A 23,298-nucleotide genomic window follows, 5' to 3' on the forward strand; every position below is an offset into this window, starting at 1 on the left:
GGGTATCGGGTCGCCCTGCGTCAGCCCGACGTCAGGTCTGCGAACACGATCAGATTGTCCGTGTAGTGCCCGGTCGCGGTGTCGAACGTACCGTCGCACGTGATCAGCCGGAGCTGCGGGGTCGGTGCGCTGCCGTACACGTCACTCGTCGGGAAGGCCGACTTCGCGGCGCGCTCCGAACGGTCGACCGTGAAGGTGCGGGTCGTGCCGTCGGACATCGCCACGTGGATCTCGTCCCCGGCCACGAGTTCGTCGAGCCGGAAGAAGACGGCTGCGCTCGTCGGGCTGTCGACGTGCCCGGCGATCACGGCCGGCCCGACCTGCCCCGGCACGATGCCGTCGGCGAACCAGCCCGCGCTGTCCCAGTCCTCCGGCGGGTCGAGCTCCCCAGCGGCACCGCGGCCGAGGTCCTCGAGGCCCGAGGACACACCGATCGCCGGGATCTCCACCCGCACCGGCGTGGCGGTCGAGCGTGCCGCCGGGGCAGCGGGGTCCTGGAAGCCCGACGTCTCGCCTGCCCCGGAGCCGTTCGCCGCCGCACCCGGGTCAGTCCTCGCGGACGGGCTGCTGGTCGCCGCCGTCCGGGTCCCCGCGGCGTCGGTCCCCGTGGTGGCGACGGCCACCCCGGCGATGCCGCCGCCGACGAGGACCGCCGCCACCGCTCCACCGACGAGCACGCCGGGGCGGCCGGACCACCACCGGCTCGGTCCGGTCGCGGTTCGACGCCCGGTCACGAGGCGCCTCCCGCGTCGGTCGCGCAGCCACCGAGGACGTCGGACGTGAGCATGGTCGCGCCGAGCGCTGCCCACGCGTCGCCGTAGTAGGTCGGGGTGGTCGCCGAGGTCCGGTCCATTCGCCGCAGGTCGGCCGACGCCGCCGCCGACGAGCCGGCCGCGTGCTCGGCCGCTGCCCGTGCGGCGTAGGCGAGCGCGCTGGTGTCCCCGGTCACGGCCGTGCCGCCCAGGTCGAGCTGGGCTGCGAGCTCGGTGCTCCGGCGCAGGGTCGGCGCGATCGACCCGGCGAGCGTGCGGTCCTCGGCCGAGCACGCCTCGGCGTAGCGCAGCGGCAGCCGCATCGCGTCCCACCCGTAGACGACGCTGCCCTGGTCGCCGTTCGCGGGCATCGGTTCGACCGTGCCGTCGGCGTGCACCTGGGACCAGTCGCTCGGCAGGTCGCTGACGTCGAGCACGGCGGCGGTCGCCGCACGGGAGCCCTCGGTGAGCTCCGCCCAGCGGCGGTCTCCGGTCGCCCGTTCCAGGATCCGGAACGCGGCGGGTGACGCGTAGGACGCGTCGTACCGGTACGGCTCGGTGTCCGCCCACGGCCCCGGCAGCAGGATCGTCCCGAGGTCGGTCTCCGCCGTCTCGTGCTCGAGGATCGCCGACGCCATGGCCCTGCCCGCGGCGGTGTACCGCTCGTCGCCCCACCGGTCGCCGGCGAGCACGAGTGCCCGGGCGGCGTCGAGGTCGGCATCGCTCGCGGACTGGCCGTCGACGACCCCGTCCTCCGGCGTCCACCGCCACGCGAGCAGGTCGTCGTCGGTCACCAGGTGCCGCTTCGTCCACGACCAGATGTCGCCGAAGGTCGCACGGTCGTCGTCCGCGTAGGCGATGAGCAGACCGTAGGCCTGCCCCTCGCTGACGGTGTCACCGCCCTGGTCGGTGCGGACGACCCGGCCGTCCTGCACGTAGTCGTCGAGGAAGTCCTGCCGCAGCTCGGCGGCGCTGCGGTCGACGTCCGGGGCGGGCGACGAGGTCACGCTCGAGGTCGCTCCTGCCTGCGGTACGGCGTCGCTCCACGGACGGACGGCGACGAGGGCGGCGCCGACGGCGACGACGACCGCCGCTGCGGCGGTGATGGGGATCCAGGTCCTGCGGGTCATGCCGGCACCTCTTCCGGGGTGGTCGGGGACGGTCGGACGGGAGGCGCGCACCAGGTGGGCGCTCGGGCTGCGGTGATCCGCGCCTCCAGGCCGGGCCCGACGGGTCACGCGACCCGTCGGCTGCCCGTCGGTCAGTGGAACAGCGAGCGGAACGCCGCGACGATCGCGTGCGTGAACTCGGTGACGGGGCGGTCGGCGGCTGCGCCGCCACCACCGGTCTGGACCCCACCGGACGGGGTCGTTGCCGTGGCGGCCGCGTCGGTGACGGGCACGACGGTCAGGTCGCCCTTGCTGTCGTCGAGGACGAAGAGCGTCGAGACGGTGTTGCCGGCGAGGTCGACCTCGGCGGTCCCGCGCTGGCCGCTGCCGGAGACGTCGAGCGACCACTTGCCGGCGCCGACCGTCGCGTACCGGGTGGCCGTGCCGAAGGAGGCGTCCTCGGCGATGGCGGTGCCGTCGGTCGTGCTGACGTCGACCTCCTTCGCCGTGGTCGCGGCCTGGACGAGACGGAGCTTGGCCTTGCCGTCACCGGGCTGCTGCAGGTCGTCGGTGAACGCCTTGGTCTGCAGGTCGTCGTTCTTGCCGTAGGCGACGACGGTGTTCGCGTCGCCCTGCTGGACCTGGACGTCGGTCGAGATCACCGGGGTGGAGTCGGGGGCGTCGGCAGCGCGCATCGAGAGGACGTAGGTGCCGACGGGGAGCTCCTGGTAGGGGCTGACCTGGCCGTACGTGACGTCGTCGAGCTCGAACACCGTCTTGCCGCCGGACAGGCTGGTCAGCTCGACGTCGACGCCCTTGGTGTCCGGGGAGAGGTGGCCGACGCGGAGCCAGCCCTCGTCGGAGCCGGTCGCGGCCGAGGCGGTCTGCGGTGCGGCGAGGCCGACGGTGGCGGCGACGACGGCGGCGGCGATCCCGGCGACGACGACCGGGCGGCGGGTGGCGCGGCGGGTGACGGTGGGCGCGGAGGTGCGTGCGTGCATCGTGGTGCTCCTTCGGTTCGGGTGGTACAGGTGCTGGTGCTGGGGCTGGTGCTGGGGCTGGGGCTGGGGCTGGGGCTGGGGAGCAGGTGCGGGTGTGGGTGTGGGCGGACCGTGGGGCTGGGCAGCGTGTGGGGGGTGGAGGTGGGGAGCGGGGCTGGTGGCCGGTGGCGGTGCGCGAGCGGGCGGATCCTGCTCGGGGCTGCCGGTTCGGCTACCGGTTCCGCCCGCTCACGACGGGGCCGGGGTCGGGAGGCGCTCGCCGTTCCGCGAGCGGGCGGATCCTGCTCGGGGGCTGCCGGTTCGGCTACCGGTTCCGCCCGCTCACGACGGGGCCGGGGTCAGGAGGCGCTCGTCGGCGTCGTCGTGGGATCGGCCGGGGTGTAGGTCACGACGACCCGCTCCCCGTCGCGCTCGACGTCGGCCGGGCGGATCCCGTCGCTCATGGCATCGAAGGTGGCGACGGCACGAGCAGCATCCGCCCGGTCGGCGGTCTGCACGACGAGCCGGCGGAAGGGCTGCCCGTCCTCCCCCGTGAGCGGGCGGAATCGTTCGACCGCCACCGACTGGTCAGCGAGCACCTGACCGAGGGCGAGCATCGCGCGCGAGTCGACCTGACCCGCTCGGAACTGCGACTTCGTGCCGGCGTCGGCACGGAGCGCCGGGTTCTGCGCGAGCTCGGTCCCCATCGTCTTCCGCCCGTTCGTCGCGGCGGTGATCGCGTCGTTCGCGGCCGCCTCGCCCTCGGAGTGGATGCGACGGACGTCGACCTGCTGGTCGCCGGTGCCGAACGTGGCCACGCTCGTCGAGTTCCGGATGGCGAGCGACACGTCCTGCGAGGAGTTCCCGCCGGTGCGCATCGAGTCCGTCGTGACCACGTAGTCGGAGTCCTTCCACCCGTTCGGCGACTGGCGCTGGACGGCGGCGTCGGTGTCGAGCTTGTAGTACCAGATGACGTTGTTGCGGGCGTACCCGTCGCGGACCAGGTCGACCCACATGGCGTCGTCCACGAGCAGCCGCGAGGACTTCGGGACGTTGTCGCCGACCCACTGCTCGGCCTGCTGCATCGGCAGATCGAGGTTCGCCGACGTGAACCCGCGCAGCTGCGTGCCCCAGAGCGGCACCGCCACGACGACGGCCGCTGCGGTGACCACGGCCCAGGCGGCACCGAAGCCACGTCGAGCGATTCCGTGCACCCGGGTCCGGGCGTTGGACCGGATCCGTCCGGCGAGCGCGAGGACCGCTCGCTCGGCGGTGTACGCGACGAGCAGCGCTGCGAAGGGCACGAGCACGATGACGTACGGCACCGGCAGGTACCCGTTCGGGCGGAACATCATCGCGAGCAGGAAGACGAGCATCGCGGCGATCGGGCGGACCCGGCGCAGGAAGAGCCCGACGACCGCGGCGGCCGAACCGAGCACGATGAAGACGGGGTCGAGCGCCCACCACTGTGCGGCGGCCTGGTTCGCCAGGCTGCCTCCGTCGAAGATCGATCCCGACGCGGTGCGCGAACCGAGCTGGTAGGTGATGCCCTCGAAGAGGCTCACCCGGCCGGCGCCGGGCAGGAGCTCACCCTTGACCGCGGCGAGCAGCAGGTAGCCGCCACCGATGACGACCAGGACGGCCCCGGCGACGCTCAGCGTGTACCGACGGGTGCTCCTGTCGGCCCGGCGGACCGCGATCCAGATCAGGAACGGCAGCGCGAGCAGGTACGTCTCCTTGGAGAGCACCGCGACGCCGAGGCACGCGGCGGCTCCGGCGAACCCGGCGAGCTGCTGGCGTCGGCTGAGCGCCAGCACGAACGCGGCGAGGAGCCACGGCGTCGCGACGTTGTCGATGTAGACCGTGCGGTGGTACTGCAGGGCCAGCGGCGAGAGGGCGAAGACGAGCCCCGCGACCGCGGCCGTGACGCGACCTGCGCCCAGTCGACGCGCGAGGACGAAGAGCAGGACGCTGGAGACGGCGGCGAAGAAGACCATCGCCTCGCGGGCGGCCTCGACGGCGAACGGGTAGCGCGCGAACGCCCCGGTCAGCGACGTGTACGCCGCGATCTGGATCCACCCCAGCGGCGGGTGGTCGTACCAGTAGGTGTAGTGGGTGATCTCCCCGAGGTTGGCGATCGCCCACGCCTGGGCGGTGTAGGTCCCCTCGTCGTCGATGCGCTGCGGGGTACCGGTCATGTTCCACGCCTGCACCACGACGGTCACGATGAGGACGGGCACCAGCCAACCGATGCTCGCCGCGTGGACACGGAACCAACCGCGCACGCCGGACAGGGAGGCGGCACCCCGGACGGGGATCCCGGTGGTGTGGGTGATGGTGGCGGTCATCGGGCACCTCCTGCAGACGAACCGGCGAGCGCACGCTCAGACGAGGACGAGGACGAGGACGAGGACGCAGCCGATGATGCGGACGCAGCCGAGCCGGTCAGCTCGGACGCGAACCCGACGACCTCGGGCTGAGCGCCACCGGTGCGGTGCTGGCCCGTGTGCTCGGTCTTCTCCCACCCGTTCTGCCCCTTGACGTGGCGGACGACGGCACGGACCGCCGCTGCGGCGAGGAACACCTGGTACGGCACCAGGCCGAGGACGAGCTTCACGTAGTCGCGGATGCGGACCTTCTCCTTGTAGATGCGACCGAACTCGTTGAGTCCGACGACCTCGACGGCGAGCAGCATGAGCGTGGGCGCCACCGGGATGAACGAGACGAGGGCGATCGCCGTCGGCACCTTGACGAAGAGGATCATCAGGACGCTGAGCGGGATGAGCAGACCGGTCGCCGCCTGGATGAACGGCATGGTCAGCATGTAGCGGGCGAAGAAGCGCTGGCGGAAGGACGGCAGCTTCTTCCACTCCCCCTTGCCGAGCACCTGCAGGAAGCCCTGGTTCCATCGGGTCCGCTGCTTGAGCAGGGACGCGAACGTGGGCGGCGTCTCCTCGCGGGTGACGGCCTCGGGGCTGTAGGCGACGACGACCTTCGCGCCGTCGGCGGAGAGCCGGACGCCGAGCTCGCAGTCCTCGGCGAGGCAGTGCGCATCCCAGCCGTCCGACCACTCGAGGCGCTCCTTCGTCACGAAGACGGTGTTGCCGCCGAGCGGGATGAACTTCGAGCCCGCGTGGAAGTGCAGTCGCGAGCGGAACCAGAAGTAGTACTCGAGCACGTTGCGGAGCGACCACCAGCTCGACTTGAAGTTCATCAGCTGGACGCCGCCCTGCACGACGTCTGCGCCGGTCTCCTGGAAGCGCGAGTCGACGAGCGACAGCAGCTTCGGGTAGACCTCGTCCTCGGCGTCGAACACCCCGACGATGTCGCCCGTCGCGTACTGCAGCGCGAGGTTCATCGCCTTCGGCTTGTTCTTCGGTGCGGTGTCGTCGACGACCACGCGGATCAGCCCTGGATGACGCTCCGCAGCCGCGCGCACGACGGCGTCCGTCTCCGGGTCGTCCTCGCCGACGATCGCGATGATCTCGAAGTCCGGGTGGTCCTGCGTCGCGAGCATGTCGAGCGTCTCGCCCATCACGTCCTGCTCGTGCCGACCGGGCACCAGCAGGGTGAAGCGGTGGGCGGCCGGCAGCGGGGTCTGGCTGAAGCTCGTCGACTTCAGCGCGTCACGTGAGCGCCAGGCGTGCAGCATCCACCACAGCGTGGTGAGCGCGATCACCGTGAGCAGCACGGAGACCGCGATGAGCGCCGAGTAGCCGACCCACTCGCCCAGCGACCAGGCGACCTGCGGAGCCTGCCCCGAGCCTCCCGTCGGGACGTCCGTGGTCCCGCGGTTCGGGAGGTCCCCGGCGGGACCGGTCCCCTCGTTCGGCTGCAGCAGCGGCCCGGCGGCCGTCAGCAGCGTGGTGGTGATGGTCATGCGGCGTGCTCCTTCGCGTGAGCGTCGGTGGAACGGAAGACGAGGGCCTTGTACGCGGCGAACCGGAAGACGGTGCCGAGGACGAGACCCACCCCGTTGCCGGCGACGTTGTCGGCGAGGGTCGAGGTGAAGCCGAGGACGTAGTGCGAGACGAACAGGCAGGCCGCGGCGATGCCGAGACCGATGACGTTCGTGACGGCGAAGAGGAGTCCCTCGCGGAGGGTCTCCTTCCGGCCGACCTGCCGCTGCGAACGGAACGTGATCGAGCGGTTCGCGAGCCACGCGACCACCGTGGCGATGACGGCGGAGACGATCTTCGCGGCGATCGGACCGTCGGGCAGGACGGTCGCGCGCAGGAGGTTGTAGACGCCGAGGTCGATGAGGAAGCAGATCGCTCCGATGGCGCCGAACGACGCGAGCTGCGTCATGGTGGCGCGGAGCCGCGGGCCGAAGGCCGGTCGTGCGACGCTCGCCGCAGGGACGCCGGTCGCCGCTGGGTGGGCGGTCGAGGCGGTGGAGGTCGGCACCGAGCCTGTGCCTGGTGGCACCAGAACGGGGGTGACGGTTCGGGTCATGCCCCCTCTTCGGGGGCACGTTGCGGAGTGGTTTGGTCGGGGTACAGCCCCTGCCAGGACTCTGCCAGTTCCGCGACACCTGCCGTTCATCAGTGAACATCCTTCAGCCTTTTTGCTGATCAGGTGCCAGAAGGGCAGTCCGTCCGGACGGTCGCGCTCGTCGTGAGCTTGCTGTACGACGGACGGGAGGCACGGTGCCAGCTGGCACCGTGCCTCCCGTCCGTCGGTCGGTCGCGCGCTACGCGGGGCGCTGCTCCGGGCTGACCGTCTTGCTGGCATCGCGCTCCGGGATGTCGCCGAGCGCCTCGTCGATGGCGGCGAGCGCATCAGCGTCGAGCGTCACGCCCGCGGCCTTCACGTTGTCGGTGACCTGCTCGGGGCGGGACGCGCCGACGATCGCCGAGGCGACGTTCGGGTTCTGCAGCGTCCACGCGATCGCGAGCTGGGCCAGCGTGAGGCCGGCCTGGTCGGCGACGGGCTGCAGGCGCTGCACGGCTTCGAGGACCTCGTCGCGCATGAACCGCTTGATCATGTCCGCGCCGCCCTTCTCGTCCGTGGCGCGGGACCCCTCGGGGGCCGGCTGACCCGGCTTGTACTTGCCGGTGAGGACACCCTGTGCGATCGGGGACCAGACGATCTGGCTGAGACCGAGCTGCTTCGAGGCGGGGACGACCTCGCCCTCGATGACGCGCCACAGCATCGAGTACTGCGGCTGGTTCGAGATGAGCTGGAAGCCGAGCTCCTTCGCCAGCGCGGCACCGGCGCGGATCTGCTCCGCGTTCCACTCGCTGACGCCGATGTAGAGCGCCTTGCCCTGACGGACGACGTCCGCGAAGGCCTGCATGGTCTCCTCGAGCGGCGTCTCGTGGTCGTAGCGGTGCGCCTGGTAGAGGTCGACGTAGTCGGTCTGCAGGCGCTCGAGCGAGCCGTCGATCGACTCCGTGATGTGCTTGCGGGAGAGGCCGACGTCGTTGTGCCCCTTCGGCCCGGTCGGCCAGTAGACCTTCGTGAAGATCTCGAGCGACTGGCGACGCTCGGCCTTGAGCGCCTCGCCGAGGACCGTCTCCGCCGCGGTGTTGGCGTACGTGTCGGCGGTGTCGAACGTGGTGATGCCGGCGTCGAGCGCTGCCCGCACGCACTGGGTGGCGACGTCGTTCTCGACCTGCGAGCCGTGCGTCAGCCAGTTGCCGTAGGTGATCTCGGAGATCTTGAGTCCGGAGTTGCCCAGGTACCTGAATTCCATGCTCCTGACGCTAGTGGAGTGAGCGCTCTCGTGAGGGGGTGTGCGAGTACCTGTGGAGAGGCACGGGCGCCGCCGGCACGGGCGCCGCCGGCACGGGCGCCGCCGGCACGGGCGCCGCCGGAATGGGCGCCGCCGGAATGGGCGCCGCCGGCGTGGGCGCCGCCTGCGTGGGCGGGCGGAACACGCGACGCGGTGTGGTCGGGTGGAATCGGATCGGGTGCTGGCGCGAGTGGGCGGAACACGCGACGCGCGCCTCCCGACCTCATCCGGATCCGCCCGCTCGGGGTGCGAGCAGCAACAGCCCGGATCCGCCCGCTCCGGGCCGCACGCACCGGTCCTCGGCAAGGCACGAGTCCTGCACACCTCGCTCCGTCCGGCGCCCGTCCACAGCTCGACAGCACCCGCCACGGCCGACCTGGACGATCAGGCACGCTGCCCGCATGTCCCTCGCCGACCACTTCCCGCCGCCGCTCCGCGGACGCCCCTTCCGCGTCCGCGAGGCACTGCACCGCGGTGTCCCGGCAAGCCGACTCCGCTCACGACGGCTCTGCCGCCCCTTCCACGGCACACGGTGCTGGACCCCACCCACCTCCCACGCGGACCGTGCACGCGCGGTCGCTCCACGGCTCCGGTACGACCAGGCGTTCAGTCACACGACCGCAGCGCACCTCCTCGGCATACCGCTCCCACGCAGACTCGAGGCAGACCGACGCATCCACGTGACCACCATCGGCAAGGACCAGGCCATCCGCGTGCGCGGGACCGTCGGACACCGAACCAGGGCACACCTCGCGAACGTCGTCCGTTCCGGGACCACCCCGATCGTGGACCCGGCCACCACCTTCGTCGTGCTGGCAGCGTTCCTCACGGTCGACGAGCTCGTCATCGCCGGCGACGCGTTGGTCGGATGGCTGAACTGGTGCACGGTCGACGAACTCAGGGCCGTCGTCCGCCGCCACCGCGGCGGGCGGCACGTCCGCAAGGCACGCGCCGCGCTCGCCGAGGTGCGCCCGGGCTCGCGGAGCCCGGGCGAGACACGTCTCCGACTGGTCCTGGTCCGGCGCGGACTCCCCCTTCCGTCGCGCAACCACGACGTCGTCGTCGGAGGCAGATGGGTCGCCTGCGTGGACCTGGCCTACCCGGACGCGAGGGTCGCGATCGAGTACGAGAGCGACCTCCACCGATCCGACCCGCGGGAGTTCCGCAAGGACCTGACACGCGGCGAGCGACTGAAGGACGTCGACTGGTGGCTGATCCGGGCCACAGCGGATGACGTCGGTCCGCTCGCCGACGACTTCGTGGAGCGCATCCGGCGGCTGCTCACGACGGGCACGGCCGGGAGGCACGACACGCGGTCCCGACATCCCGTTGCGACGTTCACGTGAACATTGGTTGACGCTTCAACCAAACAGGTGCACAATGGGCTACAGTTCGAATCGATGCAGGCGCATGAAGATGCTCGCCTGGTCGGGAACCGCAGACCAACGCTCTCGTAAGGAGTCACCATGACGCTCAACGCCTCCGCCATCCCGGGCTACCAGACCGGTACCTGGAAGATCGACCCGACCCACTCCGAGGTCACCTTCTCCGTTCGCCACCTCGCGATCAGCAAGGTCAAGGGCTCCTTCGAGCGCTTCGACGCGACGCTCGTCACCGCCGAGAACCCGCTCGACACGACCCTCGAGGCCTCGATCGACGTCGCGAGCATCAACACGAACCAGGCGCAGCGCGATCAGCACCTCGCCACCGGTGACTTCTTCCTCACCGAGGAGCACCCGCAGATGACCTTCAAGTCGACCGGCATCCGCGAGGACGGCGACGACATGCTCATCGACGGTGAGCTCTCGCTCCGCGGCGTGACCAAGAACGTCACGCTGAAGACCGAGTTCGGTGGCGTGACCACCGACGGCTACGGCCAGGTCAAGCTCGGCGCCGAGGCGACCACGAAGATCGACCGCACCGAGTTCGGCGTGAACTGGAACGCGGCGCTCGAGGCCGGCGGCTTCACGCTCGGCAACGACGTCACCATCAACCTCGACGTGCAGTTCGTCCTCCAGGCGGCCTGACCTCCGGGTCACTGAACCACGGCTGTCGCCCCGCCCGAGCGCGGGGACGACGGCCGCGGACACCGAACGAAGTACCTGCAGTACCCGGCGAACGGCCCGGCTCCTCCCCCACGGAGCCGGGCCGTTCCGCGTTCCCGATGGCCCGGTCCGTGATCGGTGAGCCGGCCGGACGCCCGCCCGTGAACTCGAGCGGGCCATTCCTGTGACAACCGTTGCCCTGCATGCGCCGATCCCGTCCGCTCAGGCACGAGCGGGCCGTTCCCGCAGCCGTCCCCGCCGCCGCGTACCGATTCCGCCCGCCCGAGCACGAGCGGGTGTTTCCGTCGCTGCCGGCTCGACCTCGACGCCGGATCCGCCCGACCGTCGCGATGACCGACCGCCCTCGGCCCGCAGACGACACCGAGCACTGCCGCGCACGCGCACAGAACTAGCGAGCGGGCGTAGCGTGTCGCCTGTTCAGCGCGGGAATCGCCCGTCCGTCGGTCCCGTTGCACCTCGCACCCGCCCCGACCGAAGAGGAGCACCACCATGGCCACCGACTGGATCGCGCTGCAGTCCCTCGCCGCAGCCGAGTTCGGACGCCGCGTCGCTGCAGTGACCGACTGGGAAGCGTCCACTCCCGACTCGGAGTGGACCACGCGCGACCTGGTGACGCACGTCATCGACGAACAGCGATGGATCCCCAAGCTCCTGACGGGGTGCGACTACGCGCAGGCCGAGGCGGACCTCGAACCCATCGGGCAGGACCTCGTCGACGAGTGGGCGAAGTTCGCGGCGGCAGCTTCGAGCGCATGGCAGAACGCGCCCGCTGACACTCCCGTGCACCTCAGCACCGACGTGGTCCGTGCAGACGAGTACCTGACCGAGCAGACCAGCGACATCACCATCCACACGTGGGACCTCGCGCGCGCGACGGGGACCGACGAAGCGTTGCCCGACGAACTCGTCCGCGCTGTGTGGGAGTACTTCGAGCCGCAGATCCAGGACCTCGCGGCGACCGGGCTGTACGCCGCGCCGGTCGAGGTCGACGACGATGCGCCGCTGCAGGTCCGCCTGCTCGCGGTCACAGGTCGCGATGCCAGGGTGAACGCCTGACGCGTCTTTCCGCCCGTTCGACACCGAGGGACGGAATCGGCGGCAGCACGCCAGTGGGCGGAACCAGCGGCAGCGTGAGCGCACGCGAGGAATATCCGCCCGTTCGTCGTTCGGCAGGCCGGACGCCTGACTGCTGACGGCCCGACACGACGACGATGACGATGACAGCACTCATCCAACAGGAACCGCCCGCCGGACACCCGGCGGGCGGAATCGACGAAGGAGCCATCACGAACGCAGCAGACAACGCCCGCTCGACCGCCTCGACCGACGCCCACGGACGCCACGGAGCCGCCGAAGAGACCGCAACCCCCGGAACGACCGGAACCCCCGGAACCGCCGGAACCACCGCCTCGACCGACGCCCCCGACGCCGCCGGGTCCTCGGTGCGCACGACCCGCCTCGGGCGCACGGGCCTCGAGATCAGCCGCATCGTCCTCGGCATGATGTCCTACGGCAAGCCGGACCAGGGTGCCCACCCGTGGAGCGTCGACATCGACGACGCCCGCCCGTTCGTCCGCCGTGCCTACGAGGCCGGCATCACCTCGTTCGACACCGCCAACGTCTACTCGGCCGGCTCGAGCGAGGAGATCACCGGGCAGCTCCTCAAGGAGATCGCCCCGCGGGAGGAGGTCCAGGTCTTCACCAAGGTCTTCAACCGCATGCGCCCCGGTCCGAACGGCGCCGGGCTCTCCCGAGCCGCGATCATGCACGAGATCGACGCCTCGCTGACCCGGCTCGGCACGGACTACGTGGACCTGTACCAGATCCACCGGTTCGACCCGCACACGCCGATCGAGGAGACCATGGAGGCGCTCCACGACGTCGTCAAGGCCGGCAAGGCGCGCTACATCGGCGCGAGCAGCATGTGGGCGTGGCAGTTCGCGCAGATGCAGCACACCGCCGAGCTGCACGGGTGGACGAAGTTCGTCAGCATGCAGGACCAGTACAACCTCCTCGAGCGTGAGGAGGAGCGCGAGATGCACCCGTTCGCGCAGGCGACCGGCGTCGGCGTCATCCCGTGGAGCCCACTGGCCCGCGGCAAGGTGACCCGCCCGTGGGACGCCCAGGGTTCGGGCAGCCGCTCGGACACGGACGAGTTCGGCAAGACGCTGTACCGCCAGGACGAGGACGCGAACCGTGCCGTCGTCGACGCGGTCCAGCAGGTCGCCGAGGCCCGCGGCGCGAGCATGGCGCAGGTCGCCCTGGCGTGGGTGGCCGGCAAGCCCGCCGTCACCGCGCCGATCATCGGCGCGACGAAGGAGCACCACATCGACGACGCGGTGGCGGCGGCCGCGATGGAGCTGACGCCCGATGAGGTGTCGCGACTCGAGTCCGCCTACACCCCGCGGGTGCCGTCCGGTTTCTGACGCGACCCGACGACGGACGGGAGGCGCGGTGCCAGGTGGCACCGCGCCTCCCGTCCGTCAGGTCAGTCAGTCCGGGAACGCCGCACGGACGGCGCACCGCTCAGGCGGTCGCGTCCTGACGCGACTCCTGCTCCAACCGGGCGATCCGGACGAGCGCCGCGCGCTCGGTGCCCGGGGTCGTCCCCAGCACCGCGCCGATGCCGTCGAGCACCACGCCGGCGACCTGCCGCACCGGCAGCTGCACGGGCCCGACCCCGGGCGTCCGCAGCGCGAGCATCGACCGGTGTCGCGGGTCGAGCGACGCGACCGCTCCGTCGAACAACGCCCGGTAGCCCGGTCGGAGGAGCCTGGCGAGCGGGGGGTCCTTGATGAACCGGACCACGTCGTGCGTCCGGGCGTCGGCCTTGAGCTCGCCGCGGTCGAGGTACCCGTTCATCTGTGCTCGGAGTTCGGCGTCCGACTCCGGAGCGTCCTCCACCCCCATCAGTCGCCCGGCGACCGCCCACTCGCGCACGTAGGCGTCGGCACCACCCGGGATGGGCTTGCCCCACACCTGGGCGCTCCGCAGGAAGGCATCGGTGAAGGCGAGGTGCACCCACCGCGCCAGGTCGGGGTCGTTCGCGGCGTACGGCTTCGTCACGCCGTGGCCGTCCACGTACTCGCCGACCACCCGCTCGTGGAGCTTCCGCACCCACTGGCTGGCGTGCGTGGCCTGCTGCGTGTCGCCGTGCGAGACCGTGTAGATCCACCGGATGGTGCCGGCGAGGCGGCCGAACGGGTCCTCGCGGTAGCGCGAGTGGTCGGCCACCCCGGCGAGGGCCCCCGGGTGCAGCGCCTGCACGAGCAGCGCCCGGACCCCCGCGAGCACGGTGTGGTTGCCGCCGTGCACGGCCCAGGTCGCGGAGCCCGGGCCGAAGAAGCCCGCGTCGGAGCCCTGTTCGAGCTCGTCGATCCAGGCGGGACGCTCGGTCGCGCCGTTGGTGAAGGTGTCGTTGAGGCGGGAGCGGAACGCGTCGGACACGGAAGCCATGCACCCATCGTCCGTCGTGCCCCTGACAACGAGCACGGCTCCGCCGGTAGGTTGGCCGGGTGAGCATCGACACGCCTCGTCCCTGGCTTGCCTCGTACGCCCCGGGGGTCCCGCACGACATCGACGAGCCCACGGGCTCGCTCTCCGACATCGTGGAGCAGTCCGCGGACCGCTTCCCGGGGAAGGTGGCGCTCGAGTTCTTCGGCAGGACGACGTCGTACGCCGACCTGCAGGAGCAGATCCTGCGGGCCGCGAACGGCCTGCGGAAGCTCGGCGTCGGCGCCGGCGACCGGGTGGCGATCGTGCTGCCGAACTGCCCGCAGCACGTGGTGGCGTTCTACGCGGTGCTCCGGCTCGGGGCGATCGTCGTCGAGCACAACCCGCTCTACACGGCGCGCGAGCTCCGGCACCAGTTCGAGGACCACGGCGCGAAGGTCGCGATCGCGTGGGACAAGTCCGTCTCCACGCTCCAGGACTTCCCCGCGGACCTGCGCCTCGACGCGATCGTCTCCGTCGACCTGACGCGCGCGATGCCCCGTGCGACCCGCATCGCCCTGTCGCTGCCGGTGGCCAAGGCCCGCGAGTCGCGCGCGAAGCTCACCACGAGCGTGCGTGGCACGACGAAGTGGGACGACCTCGTCTCGACGCGCAAGCTGTCGAAGCGTCACCCGCGCCCGGCCACCACCGACGTCGCGCTCATCCAGTACACGTCCGGCACCACCGGGGTGCCGAAGGGTGCGGTGCTGAGCCACCGGAACCTGCTCGCCAACGCCGCGCAGGCACGGGCGTGGGTCCCGACGATCCGCCGGGGCGACAACACGGTGTACGCGGTGCTGCCGATGTTCCACGCCTACGGCCTGACGCTGTGCCTGACCTTCGCGATGAGCATGGCCTCGCGGCTGGTGCTCTTCCCGGCGTTCGACCCGGCACTCGTCCTCAAGGCGATGAAGAAGCACCCGCCGACGTTCCTGCCGGCCGTGCCGCCGATCTACACCCGACTGCAGCACGCGGCGGACTCGGCGAAGGTGTCGCTGCAGGGCATCGAGATCGGCATCTCGGGCGCCATGCCGTTGTCGCAGAGCGTCGTCGAGCCGTGGGAGGCCCGGACGGGCGGCTACCTCGTCGAGGGCTACGGCCTGTCCGAGTGCTCCCCCGTCCTCATGGCGAACCCGGTCTCCCCGGAGCGTCGCCTCGGCGCGATCGGACTGCCGCTGTCGTCCACCGAGGCCCGCGTGGTCGACCCGGACGACCAGACGAAGGTGCTCGGCACGGGCGAGGCCGGCGAGCTGCAGGTCAGGGGCCCGCAGGTGTTCCGCGGCTACTGGGGCAAGGCCGAGGCCACCGACGAGGTCTTCACGCCCGACGGCTGGTTCCGCACCGGTGACGTCGTGTCGATCGACGCGGACGGCTTCGTCAGCATCGTCGACCGGCTCAAGGAGCTCATCATCACCGGCGGCTTCAACGTCTCGCCGTCCGAGGTCGAGGACGCCCTGCTCAAGCACCCCAGCGTGCGCGAGGTCGCCGTCGTCGGCATCACGCAGGGCGGCAACGAGCAGGTCGTCGCGGCGGTCGTGCCGAAGGACCGGGCGTCGTTCGACGCCGAGGCGCTCCGTGCGTGGTCGCGCGAGCAGCTCGCGGCCTACAAGGTGCCGCGGCGCATCGTCGTGGTGGAGGACCTGCCGCGCTCGATGATCGGCAAGGTGCTCCGCCGCAAGGTGCGGGACCAGATCACCGCGAAGTAGGCGGGCCGCTCCGTCGCGGGACCGCGAGCAGCGCGAGGCCGGCGACGACGAGCGCGATCCCGAGCCACCCGGCACCGCCGAGGTGTTCGCCGACCACGAGCACGGCGAGCACCGCGGCGACCACGGGCTCGAACAGCGACAGCAGTGTCGCGACCGAGGCGCTGACCCGCCGCAGCCCGACCGCGTACAGCGAGTGTCCGAGCACCGTCGGCACGAGCGCGAGGTACACGAACACGGGCCAGTTCGTCCCGACGACGAGCGCGTCACGTCCCGCGACCGCCGCGAGCACGACGAGCGGGACGGCAGCCAGCCCGAACACGGCGCCGACCACCCCGCGCCCGCCGGCACCGGCCGCACTGCCCGACACGGCGGTCGGCAGTGCCGGCGGCACCGGGGCCGGCCGGGTCGCCGCGTGCATCCCCCGCGCGACCGCCCACGAGTAGGTGGCGTACGTCAGTCCGGCGAGCAGTGCGCTGCCGAGCCCGAGCAGCAGGGACCCGTCGCCCGGCGCCGCCGACCTGGCGAGCGTCACGACGACCATGCCGACCACGCTCACCAGGGTGGCGACGACCCAGCGACCGGTGACGCGCCTCCCGTCCGCCGCCCACTCCACGATGCCCGCGAAGAGCGGCGACGACCCGATGGCCACCGTCGTGCCGAGCGCGACCCCCGCGTCCGCGAGCGCTGCGTAGAACGCGACCGCGTACACGACGAGCGAGACCGCGCCGAGCAGCACCCAGCTCCGTGCACCGGGTCGGACGACCGCGCGCAGCGCGGAGCGACCCGTCGTCGCGGCGAGGACGAGCCCGCCGAGACCGAACGTGACCGCACCGAAGACGAACGCGGGAACGCCGGGCGCGAAGTGGGTCGCGGTCCCCGTCGTCCCCCACACGGCGGCGGCGACGAGGACCGCCACGGGGCCGCCCACCGGACGGGAGGCACGACCCACCGCCGCCGGGTCGGTCACGACACGTGGACCGTCGGCCGCCGCCGGGTCGGTCACGACACGTGGACGGTCGGCCGCCGGTGCACGTCCGGCTCCGCCTCGCGCAGGACCTCGCGCGTCACCGGGGCGACGTCGCCGACCCCGGTGAACACGAAGCGCAGGGCGTTCTGGATCGGACTGCCCTCGTTCCACTCGAAGTAGATGCTCGGCACGACGCCGGCGATGTCCCGCACGGCGAGCAGCGTCGACGCGATGGTGTTCGGCACGTTGCCGGACCGGACGCGCAGGACACGGTGGCCCTGCACGACGTGTCCCTCGACGACCAGGTCCTCCTCGAAGTCGGACGAGTCGGCTGGCAGCACCTCGAGGAACATCGTCGGCACGCGCGCGGGGATGCCCGAGTCGCGGCGTTCCTCGCGCCCCTTCGACCGGTAGGCCTCGGCGGTCCCGGCGCCTGGCTCGTTGGCGATGATGCAGACGGAGCTGAACTGGTCGGCGTCGGCCTCGATGAACTGCCGGGCGGTCGCGTCCAGCTCGATCGACGACGCCCGGAGCTCGAACGACCGCCGCACACGGGACACCAGCGACACGACGACGATGGCGATGATGAAGACCGCGGCGATGCGGACACCGTCCGGACGTTCGATGACGTTCGCGACCGTGGTGTAGACGAACACCACCGCGATGACCCCGAAGCCGATCGTCCGCTTCTTCTGCTGCCGCCGCCGAGCCGACAGCGTCACCGCGACGGCCGCGCTGGTGATGAGCACGAGGACACCCGTGGCGTAGGCGCCGCCCTGCGCGTCGACGTTCGCCTCGAAGATGATCGTGATCGCGAAGGCGATGAGCGTGAAGATGATCACGAGCGGCCGGGTCGCACGCGCCCACTGCGGCGCCATGCCGTAGCGGGGCAGGAAGCGCGGCACGAGGTTGAGCAGACCGGCCATCGCGCTCGCGCCCGCGAACCACAGGATCGCCACCGTCGACACGTCGTAGACCGACCCGAAGACGTTGCCGAGGTACTCGTGCGCCAGGAACGCCAGGGCGCGACCGTTCGCGCCGCCGCCCGGCTGGAACTCCTGCTGCGGGATGAGGAAGGTCGTGGCGATCGAGGACGTGATGAGGAACGTGCTCATGATGATCGCGGCGGTCGTCAGCAGGCGCTTCGTGCCGCGGATCCGTCCCTCGGGGCGGCCGTCCGGGTCGTCACCGGCCCCGCCGCGCACCTGCGGCATCACCGCCACGCCCGTCTCGAAGCCGGAGAGGCCGAGCGCCAGCTTCGGGAACACGACCAGCGCGATCCCGATCATCACGAGCGGGTTGCTGTGCTGCGCGGTGAGGTTCGACCACCAGTCGCTCGCGACGACGGGACGCTCGAACACGTGCCACAGCGCCACGACGACGACGACCGCGTTGAGCAGGAGGAACACCGCGACGAGCCCGACGGCGATGCCGATGGCCTCCTTGAACCCGCGGAGGAACACGACGCCGAGCAGGAGCAGCAGCACGAGCGTGATCGGCACCGGGATCTCGGTGAACCAGTGCGGCGTGAAGGGGTTCTCGGCGATGTGCGCGGTGGCGTCGGCGGCCGAGAGCGTCATCGTGATCATGAAGTCGGTCACGGCGAACCCGAGCAGCACGAGCACGAAGAGCTTCCCGGCCCACCACGGCAGCAGCTTCTCGAGCATCATGATCGAGCCGGCACCCTTGAAGCTGTCCGACGCGACCCGTCGGTACACGGGCAGGGCGCCGAACAGGGTCACGAGCACGAGCACGATCGTCGCGATGGGCGACAGCAGCCCGGCGGCGAGCGCCGCGATGGCGGGCTGGTATCCGAGCGTCGAGAAGTAGTCGACCCCGGTCAGGCACATGACCCGCCACCACGAGTGGGTCTTCTCGACCTCGACCTGGTGAGGGCCCTGGTGCGAGGCACCCTGGTCGGCTCCGTGCAGCATCCAGCGGCGCAGCCGCACGCTGCGGTCGGAGGGTCGCCCGGTGGCGCCGCCCTGGGCGGCACGCTCGGCTTCGGTCGCGGTCACGAGAGTCGATGGTAAGCGGTCCCGACGACCCTCGGGCACCCCACGACCGGGTCTGTGGACGGCGCCTCAGCCCGCGCTGATCCTGGTGTACTTCCGCACCGACAGCGGCACGAACACCACGAGCAGCACCACGATCCCGATCAGCACCGTCACGACCGGGTGCTGCATCGTCCAGACGTCGGGGACGGGAGCCGTGCCGACGTTGCCGAACAGCTCCCGTGCGGCCTGCACGAGCGACGACACGGGGTTCCACTCGGCGAACACCCGCAGCACGAGCGGCATCGTCTCGCTCGGCACGAAGGCGTTCGAGATGAACGTCAGCGGGAACAGCACCATGAAGGACGCGTTGTTGATGACCTCCGGCGTCCGGACGCTCATTCCGAGCAGCGCCATCACCCAGCTGAACGCGTAGCTGAAGAGCAGGAGCAGCCCGACCCCGGCGAGGAACTCGTGCGGTGCGGACCCGACCCGCCACCCGACCGCCAGCCCGGTCAGCATCATGATCACCATCGAGATCGCGTTGAGCACCAGGTCCGAGTTCGTGCGCCCGACGAGCACCGCCGACGCCGACATCGGCAGGGTCCGGAAGCGGTCGATCAGGCCCTCCTTGAGGTCCTGCGCCATCGCCGACCCCGAGAAGGTCGCCCCGAACACGACGGTCTGCGCGAAGATCCCCGCCATCAGGAACTGCGTGTAGTCGGTCCCCCGCACCTGGATCGCCCCGCCGTAGACCTGGCTGAAGAGCAGCACGAACATGATCGGCTGCAGCACCGCGAAGACGAGCATGTCCGGGGACCGCTTGATCTTCGTCAGGTTCCGTCGCGTGACGGTCCAGCCGTCCTCGAACCAGATCGCGACGGGCGAGGTCACGACCACCGGCAGCTGCTGCCGCGACGCGCCGACGGCGGTCACCGGACACGCTCCGGGGTGCTGTCGTTCGTCTCCCCCGTGGCTCCCACCGTGTCGCGTCGCCCCGGCCGGGAGGAACGTCCCGCGCCCGCCCCGCCGCCACCGTCCGGCGCGTCCTCCTCGTCCGCCGTGGCGGCGTGTCCCGTGAGGCGCAGGAAGACGTCGTCCAGCGTCGGGCGTCGCATGCCGGCGTCGTGCAGCCGGATGCCCGCCTCGCCCAGGTCCGCGAGGACCCGCTGGAGCGCCTGCGGTCCGGCCTCGACCGCGATGCCGGAGGTGCGCCCGTCGGCCGACGTCTCCACGTCCCCGACGCCGTGGCGGCGCAGGGCGGTGACCACGGCCTCCCGGTCGTCCTCGTCCACCAGGGTGACCACCACACGGTGTCCACCGACCTGCGCCTTGAGCTGGTCGGCGGTGCCCTCGGCGATCACCCGTCCGTCGTCGATCACGGCGATGTCGTCGGCGAGCTGGTCGGCCTCCTCGAGGTACTGCGTCGTGAGCAGCACGGTGGCGCCGTCGCCGACCAGGCCCTCGATGATCGCCCAGAGGGCCAGGCGACTCCGGGGGTCCAGTCCGGTGGTCGGCTCGTCGAGGAACAGCACGCGCGGGTTCGTGACGAGCGCACCGGCGAGGTCGATGCGCCGACGCATGCCGCCGGAGAAGCCCTTCACGGGTCGGTCTCCGGCCTCGGACAGGTCGAACACCTCGATGAGTTCGCGCGCCCGCTGCCGCGCTGCCCGTCGACCGAGGTGGTACAGCCGGCCGATCATCTCGAGGTTCTCGGCCCCGGTGAGGTTCTCGTCGACCGCGGCGTACTGCCCCGAGACACCGATGGACCGCCGGGTGGCCTGCGGATCGGCGACCACGTCGACGCCGTCGATCGTCGCCCGGCCGGAATCCGGGGTGACGAGCGTCGTGAGGACCTTCACGGTGGTGGTCTTGCCCGCGCCGTTCGGACCGAGCAGCGCCGTGACGGTGCCCTCCGGGACGGACAGGTCGAGCCCGGCCAGCGCGTGCACCGGACCCGAGCGCGATCGGTAGGTCTTGGTCAGCCCGGAGGCTTCGATGATGGCCATGTCGCTCCCTCGTCGGCCACGTCGGTGTGGTGTGGGGTCGGAGGGAGCGACGACGTCACTCAGACGTCGAAGTCACCACCGAAGTCGCCGAAGCCGCCGCCGCCGAAGTCTCCGCCGCCGTCGTCCCAGCCCGCGTTCTCGTACCCGCCGCCGTCGGACGCGCCCGCATCGGACGCCCCGCCGTCACCGGAGTCGGCACCAGTGTCCTCCGAACCGCCGTCGCCCGCAGCATCGGTACCGCCGTCGAACGATCCGGCGTCGGGCAGGAAGGCGCTCATGATCGCCGAGCCGATGACGTACCCGGCGACCGTGCCGAGGATCGAGGCGCCGATCATCCGGCCGAACGACGGACCACCGCGCTGGCCCATCGCTCCCGCGCCGCCGTTCATGCCGCCGAGCGAGCGCTCCATGAAGCCGGGCTGCCGGATCTCCGAGCGGGTCGCCGCCTGGGCGAGGGACCGCGGGTCGTCCCCGCGGGGGGCCTCGCCGTCCGGGGCGCTGCGGGTGAACTCGTCGTAGACCATCCGACGCTGCTCGGGCGTCAGGGTCGCGAAGGCCTCGGCGTGGACCTCCTCGATGCGCTCCGGCGGCGCCGTGCGGAGCAGGTAGCGGTAGCGCTCGACGGCGCGCTCGTCGTCGGTGGACGCCGCACCCTGCGGTCCGCCCGGCTGCTGTCCGCCGTACTGCTGTCCGCCGTACTGCTGTCCGCTGGGCTGAGCGGGACCGCCCCACTGCGGGGTCCCGTACTGCTGGCCGCCGTACTGCTGGCCCTGCTGGGTCCCGTACTGCGGGGTTCCGTACTGCTGGTCGCCGTCCTGCTGTCCCTGCTGGACGGGCGGCACCTGGTACGACTGCTGTCCGTACCGGTAGCCCTGCTGCTGCTGCTGCGGCTGCTGCTGCGGCTGGCCCCACCCGCCCTGCTGGTCGCGGTCGCGCTCGGGACGGCCGAGCAGTCGGTCGAGGAATCCCATGTCGTTGCTCCTTCGGTGCGGTCCGCCCCGGTCGGGAGGGTCCGTCGGTGCCACCCTAGGGAGCGCCGGCGACCGCTGACTGTGCGACCGCACAGAACTGGCCGAGAGCGGTGTCAGCGCGCGCCGAGCGCCGTCGACCCGGCCGTGGAGCGCGCGTCGGCGGCACCCGGGCGGGCGACGAGGACGGGGCTCCCGCCACGGCCACGAGCGCCGGCGACTGCTCAGGCGCGCCCGCGACCCCGCCGCCCGGTGCGGAGGACGAGCCCGACGAGCAGCCGCCACCCCAGCAGGAAGACCGCGAGCGAGATCGTCGCGACGATGACGAACGACAGGGGCAGCGGATCCCCCGCGACGTCGCCCTGCCCGGTCAGCACGCGGAGCAGCATCCCGATCGCGACCGTCGCCACCCACACCACCACACCGGTCGGCCACACCCTGAGCGGACGCCGCCAACCGCGCACGACCAGGTACCCGACGAGCCAGCCGGCCAGGAACGGGTACGCCGTCGTCCACAGTCCGGTGAGCGACGAGGCCTCGGCGTGGGAGGACCGCCCGATGAGCGCGAAGGCGACGATGAGGACGATGTCGACGACGGCTGCGAGCCAGCCCCAGGTGCGAGTCACCCGACCATTCTCGCGCGGTCGGAGCGCTGCTCGTGACCCCCGCCCGGTCGTCGCACCCACCCCGTCGTGACCCTGCGCCGTCGTTGCCCTGCCCGTCGTGACCCAGTCCTGCCGGGGCCCGCGCTCAGAACAGCCCGGGGCGACCGTTCTCCTCCGGCAGGTCGAACCCGCGGAACATGTCGGACACGAGCGCCGCGATCTGCGGTTCGACCAGGCGTTCGACGGCCTCGGCGATCCGCGGACGGTGCTCGACGAGGGCCAGGCACACGGCCGTCCCCGTGGCGCGCGCACACTCGTCGGACAGGGCGATCTCGTGCCGCAGTGCGGCCTTCGCCTCGTCGGACAGCGGTTCGCGCGGCGTCTGTTCCCCCGCCCCCGTGCCGGTCATCTCGTCGAGGGTGAACAGGAACGGCTCCCCGGGCGACGGCTCCGGGTCCACGTCGAGTCCCTGGAACTCCGGCGACAGGCCCTCGGTCGGCTGGTAGCCCGCGTGCCGCTTCCGCGCGGCGGCCCGTTCGAGCTCACGGTGCAGCAGCGGGAGGTTCTTCGCGGTGTACTCGTCGACGGCGTCCTCGACGATGGTCGAGATCCGACCGATCAACGCGTGCTGGACGGCGTGCGGCACGTCCGGGCCGAAGCCCGCTGCCGAGGCGATCGGAGAACCGGTGCACTTCCGGCAGATCCGCGTCCGCGGGCGGGCGGTCCCGATCTGCCAGCGCGGCAGCCAGCGCAACCACACGTCGACCGCGCTCCGCACGCGACCGTCGATGCCGTCCATCCCTCAACAGTAGGCCGCGCGGCGCGGTTGCCCCCGGAGCGCGCCCGAGCGGGCGGAAACGCGCCGCGCTCGCCGAGCGGCCCGCACGTTCCGCCCCCTCGTCGGCCCGGCGCG

Annotated in this window: 20 protein-coding genes; 5 read left to right on the top strand and 15 right to left on the bottom strand. The window is 71.7% G+C overall.

Annotated features, from left to right (window positions below; translation table 11 throughout):
* Positions 1-20: 20 nt before the first annotated feature.
* The 7 genes from JOD95_RS04740 to JOD95_RS04775 all read right to left on the bottom strand — a co-directional run bounded on the left by JOD95_RS04740 (position 21) and on the right by JOD95_RS04775 (position 8,539).
* Positions 21-734, bottom strand: coding sequence for a class F sortase (locus JOD95_RS04740; RefSeq protein WP_209683529.1), 714 nt, complete (start codon positions 732-734; stop codon positions 21-23).
* Positions 731-1,882: a glycosyl hydrolase family 8 gene (locus tag JOD95_RS04745; protein WP_209683531.1), complete on the bottom strand. Its 1,152-nt coding sequence runs from the start codon at positions 1,880-1,882 to the stop codon at positions 731-733. The genes JOD95_RS04740 and JOD95_RS04745 overlap by 4 nt, the downstream gene beginning before the upstream one ends.
* 131 nt (positions 1,883-2,013) lie before the next feature.
* Complete coding sequence (locus JOD95_RS04750) at positions 2,014-2,862, bottom strand: DUF4397 domain-containing protein (RefSeq protein ID WP_209683533.1); 849 nt, start codon at positions 2,860-2,862, stop codon at positions 2,014-2,016.
* Between the two features lie 338 nt (positions 2,863-3,200).
* A complete protein-coding gene (locus JOD95_RS04760; RefSeq protein ID WP_066652997.1) occupies positions 3,201-5,189 on the bottom strand; it encodes a glycosyltransferase family 39 protein in 1,989 nt (662 codons plus the stop codon).
* Positions 5,186-6,721, bottom strand: a complete 1,536-nt coding sequence (locus JOD95_RS04765; protein ID WP_209683536.1) for a glycosyltransferase — start codon at positions 6,719-6,721, stop codon at positions 5,186-5,188. The genes JOD95_RS04760 and JOD95_RS04765 overlap by 4 nt, the downstream gene beginning before the upstream one ends.
* Positions 6,718-7,248: a GtrA family protein gene (locus tag JOD95_RS04770; RefSeq protein WP_307810374.1), complete on the bottom strand. Its 531-nt coding sequence runs from the start codon at positions 7,246-7,248 to the stop codon at positions 6,718-6,720. The genes JOD95_RS04765 and JOD95_RS04770 overlap by 4 nt, the downstream gene beginning before the upstream one ends.
* A gap of 286 nt (positions 7,249-7,534) precedes the next feature.
* The gene (locus tag JOD95_RS04775) at positions 7,535-8,539 is read right to left on the bottom strand and encodes an aldo/keto reductase family protein (RefSeq protein ID WP_209683542.1); all 1,005 of its coding nucleotides are present in this window, start codon (positions 8,537-8,539) and stop codon (positions 7,535-7,537) included.
* A gap of 719 nt (positions 8,540-9,258) precedes the next feature.
* Between JOD95_RS04775 and JOD95_RS04780 the strand changes: the two genes are divergently transcribed.
* From JOD95_RS04780 to JOD95_RS04795, 4 genes are all read left to right on the top strand, one after another.
* Positions 9,259-9,924, top strand: a complete 666-nt coding sequence (locus tag JOD95_RS04780; protein ID WP_209683545.1) for a hypothetical protein — start codon at positions 9,259-9,261, stop codon at positions 9,922-9,924.
* 120 nt (positions 9,925-10,044) lie between these two features.
* The gene (locus JOD95_RS04785) at positions 10,045-10,605 is read left to right on the top strand and encodes a YceI family protein (RefSeq protein ID WP_066652989.1); all 561 of its coding nucleotides are present in this window, start codon (positions 10,045-10,047) and stop codon (positions 10,603-10,605) included.
* Positions 10,606-11,133: 528 nt separating this feature from the next.
* Positions 11,134-11,700, top strand: coding sequence for a TIGR03086 family metal-binding protein (locus JOD95_RS04790; protein ID WP_066652986.1), 567 nt, complete (start codon positions 11,134-11,136; stop codon positions 11,698-11,700).
* A gap of 386 nt (positions 11,701-12,086) precedes the next feature.
* Positions 12,087-13,070, top strand: a complete 984-nt coding sequence (locus JOD95_RS04795; RefSeq protein WP_209683547.1) for an aldo/keto reductase — start codon at positions 12,087-12,089, stop codon at positions 13,068-13,070.
* 100 nt (positions 13,071-13,170) lie between these two features.
* Here JOD95_RS04795 and JOD95_RS04800 read toward each other — a convergent pair whose 3' ends face one another.
* Positions 13,171-14,100: an oxygenase MpaB family protein gene (locus JOD95_RS04800; protein WP_066652984.1), complete on the bottom strand. Its 930-nt coding sequence runs from the start codon at positions 14,098-14,100 to the stop codon at positions 13,171-13,173.
* Positions 14,101-14,159: 59 nt separating this feature from the next.
* On the opposite strand from JOD95_RS04800, the gene JOD95_RS04805 reads away from it, so the two are divergent.
* Entirely contained in the window at positions 14,160-15,842 is a 1,683-nt protein-coding gene (locus JOD95_RS04805; RefSeq protein WP_209683549.1) for a long-chain-fatty-acid--CoA ligase, read from the top strand.
* On the opposite strand, the gene JOD95_RS16855 is transcribed toward JOD95_RS04805, so the two are convergent.
* The 7 genes from JOD95_RS16855 to JOD95_RS04840 all read right to left on the bottom strand — a co-directional run bounded on the left by JOD95_RS16855 (position 15,829) and on the right by JOD95_RS04840 (position 23,184).
* Positions 15,829-16,809 carry an EamA family transporter gene (locus JOD95_RS16855; protein ID WP_209683552.1) on the bottom strand — a complete coding sequence of 327 codons (981 nt, stop codon included), beginning with the start codon at positions 16,807-16,809 and terminating at the stop codon, positions 15,829-15,831. The two genes, JOD95_RS04805 and JOD95_RS16855, sit on opposite strands and share 14 nt — an antisense overlap.
* Before the next feature lie 32 nt (positions 16,810-16,841).
* Positions 16,842-18,827: an amino acid transporter gene (locus JOD95_RS04815; RefSeq protein ID WP_209683555.1), complete on the bottom strand. Its 1,986-nt coding sequence runs from the start codon at positions 18,825-18,827 to the stop codon at positions 16,842-16,844.
* Between the two features lie 66 nt (positions 18,828-18,893).
* Positions 18,894-19,739 (bottom strand): ABC transporter permease, encoded by an 846-nt coding sequence (locus JOD95_RS04820; protein WP_066652975.1) that lies wholly within the window; start codon positions 19,737-19,739, stop codon positions 18,894-18,896.
* Complete coding sequence (locus tag JOD95_RS04825; RefSeq protein WP_081984714.1) at positions 19,736-20,812, bottom strand: ATP-binding cassette domain-containing protein; 1,077 nt, start codon at positions 20,810-20,812, stop codon at positions 19,736-19,738. Before JOD95_RS04825 ends, JOD95_RS04820 begins: the two co-directional genes overlap by 4 nt.
* Positions 20,813-20,871: 59 nt before the next feature.
* The gene (locus JOD95_RS16225; RefSeq protein ID WP_245171574.1) at positions 20,872-21,783 is read right to left on the bottom strand and encodes a hypothetical protein; all 912 of its coding nucleotides are present in this window, start codon (positions 21,781-21,783) and stop codon (positions 20,872-20,874) included.
* 221 nt (positions 21,784-22,004) lie between these two features.
* Positions 22,005-22,406: a DUF3054 domain-containing protein gene (locus JOD95_RS04835; protein WP_209683558.1), complete on the bottom strand. Its 402-nt coding sequence runs from the start codon at positions 22,404-22,406 to the stop codon at positions 22,005-22,007.
* Positions 22,407-22,530: 124 nt separating this feature from the next.
* Positions 22,531-23,184 (bottom strand): spermidine/putrescine ABC transporter substrate-binding protein, encoded by a 654-nt coding sequence (locus JOD95_RS04840; RefSeq protein WP_066652971.1) that lies wholly within the window; start codon positions 23,182-23,184, stop codon positions 22,531-22,533.
* Positions 23,185-23,298 lie beyond the last annotated feature (114 nt).

The organism is Curtobacterium sp. 1310 (genome assembly GCF_017834105.1).
Lineage (GTDB): Bacteria > Actinomycetota > Actinomycetes > Actinomycetales > Microbacteriaceae > Curtobacterium.